At 58.9% G+C, this 2,105-nt stretch carries 3 protein-coding genes; 2 read left to right on the top strand and 1 reads right to left on the bottom strand.

Annotated features, from left to right (window positions below; all coding sequences use genetic code 11):
* Positions 1–66: 66 nt before the first annotated feature.
* Entirely contained in the window at positions 67–234 is a 168-nt protein-coding gene (locus tag ACHIRB_RS31185) for a hypothetical protein (RefSeq protein WP_395117851.1), read from the bottom strand.
* A gap of 1,001 nt (positions 235–1,235) precedes the next feature.
* Here ACHIRB_RS31185 and ACHIRB_RS31180 point away from each other — a divergent pair.
* Together ACHIRB_RS31180 and ACHIRB_RS31175 are read left to right on the top strand one after the other, a co-directional pair.
* Positions 1,236–1,700: a hypothetical protein gene (locus ACHIRB_RS31180; protein WP_395117853.1), complete on the top strand. Its 465-nt coding sequence runs from the start codon at positions 1,236–1,238 to the stop codon at positions 1,698–1,700.
* A 217-nt stretch (positions 1,701–1,917) separates the two neighbouring features.
* On the top strand, positions 1,918–2,105 hold a 188-nt coding region (locus ACHIRB_RS31175), incomplete at its 3' end, for a hypothetical protein (RefSeq protein WP_395127858.1).

The raw sequence follows: 2,105 nt of genomic DNA, 5'->3' as shown, positions 1-2,105 counted from the left end.
TCCAAGGTGGTCCCATGCTAGTGGCAAGCAGGTGGTCCCATCACCCTGGCAAATGACAAGTGTCAGTCATTCTTGATCGCCGGGCCTCCGCACAGGGTGCAAGGACTGCGCTTGGGGTGGTTCGTCGCGGAAGTATGGACGTGCGGCGAGCCAGTAGATGAGGAAGGTCAGGCCGTAGCCGTAGACCACAGCGGCCGGCACTAGCAGTGCCGTAGGAATCAGCAGGTACCACATGTGTGCTCCGTGCCGGTGTTCACAGTCGTCCAGATGCTCGCGATACGACGGTAGCTCACTGCTGTTAGCACGTCAGTTGAGCGTGTGTACCTATGGATTAGGTTGCAGCCCAGAAGAATTGCCGTCCGGAGTTGCGGACTCAGCCGGGCACCATTGCTTCATGTCCAGGTAGCCTCGCTGATTTCCGGTGCTGACTCTGAAGCTGAGAAGACAGAGCCATTCGCCTGATGAGACGCGCGCCCACGCATGTAAAAGCCCTGACACGTTTTGGTCGAGATCTAGGCCCTCGGCCCGCACGCGTAGAGGTCTGCTGGTGCCGAGGCCTGGGGGATTGCGAGCAATCGCGGCGTTGAGCTGAATTACTACTGGGATGGGTGGCGAGACGTCTCGGTGTGCTGGTGGGTCGAAGGACAGCGGCCAAGTTTCGAACAATGTTGGCTCCCGAAAGGCTTGGCCGGGACGCGGCGCTACGACTAATTGATGCGGGTCAATGCTTCCCGCGTCCTGACGGACGCCATTGACCCGCAGCCAGATGTTAGCACGTGTGTTCGATTTGGTTCTGGTAGGTGAGATGATCGGGACAGTCGTTCGAATTCGGCGACGGGCGCGGTTGCTGACATTCGCTGAAGCTGCCGATCGACGGAAGAGGCATGCAAACTCAGCTGACTGTCTGCCAATCAGGGGACGCCGCCCCCGGCTGTGGGATGAAATGATCCGCACTGATTTGGACGCAGAGAGGGAGTCGAACGAATGAGGCACCACACCCCCGGAGGGCGCCAGCAATGTCTTCCTAGCCATCACCGCTCTCACTGCGTGCAGCTAAGCTGCAGCACTTCGAAGAGTCTTGTGCATGTCCGCCTACCACGCGTGATCTGCAGGACCGAAAGTGGTGAAATTTGAGTTCGACCGACCCAGACCACGGACAATACCGCGGCTCGGTGCTCCCACTCTCGTCACAGAGCGTCGAGAACGAGGTTTCGTCGACCCGATCGCTCCTCGTAATGATCACCATCTTCACAGGGATGATCGCCCTCGGCGTCGTAGCTGCGCTCGGTTGGTGGGGCTACTCCACTTGGAAAAGCAACCAACTTATCGACGACCTGTCGACCGCTCTAAGCACTCCTGAATCCGCTGAAATCTCCGGAAGTTGGTCCGGAGAGTTCGCCTATATCAGCAGCGACCAGACCGCCGGCGTACATCTCAATGTGGACGAAACGTCGCCTATGAAGGGGACTCTGGAGTTTCTCGGCACGGTCAATTGCAAATACGAGATCCGCGAATCCGCTAGCGACTACGGCACTATCTCATTCAGCAGTCGGCTAACCGGATCCACCGGCACTTGCGCTGAAGCAGGAGAGTGGAAGATCTCGGTCCAAGCCAACATAATCACTGGCACGCTCGACTGGTCGAGCTATGACAACCTGGTGGGGTCCACCCTGTCTCTACATAAGGACTCGGGCGAATGACGAGTCCTTACCGGCACCCTCGACTTCTATGGAAGCTGCGACGATGGTAGCCATTCCAATCGAAGGCCCACTGCGGAGCGCCATATAACCGGCTCGGTGTCGCTTGCAACAGCCTAGCTGCCAATCTGGTTCGACCGACTTACTGCGCGTAGCTGAGGCCGAGCGAGGCCGCGGGGCATGGCGGATGTCATCGACGCTGTCGTGTCAGGATCACACGATGAAGCTACGGCTCGCCACTGTTGTACTGGCCATCACGCTGTTCGGCGGTGCGTGCGGAACTGAAGTAGAAGCTGGATCGCCTACCACCGCCACCCAAGACGGACTGATCGTTGCAGACAGTCCCGAATGCGCCGCGGTGGGACAAAAGGTGCTGCGGTACCTCACGACCGGAGACAACGACGGCGA

This window comes from Antrihabitans spumae, from assembly GCF_043944905.1.
Lineage (GTDB): Bacteria > Actinomycetota > Actinomycetes > Mycobacteriales > Mycobacteriaceae > Antrihabitans > Antrihabitans spumae.
The sequence above is the reverse complement of the archived record's forward strand: the minus strand, read 5'-3'. Positions and strand labels throughout refer to the sequence as shown.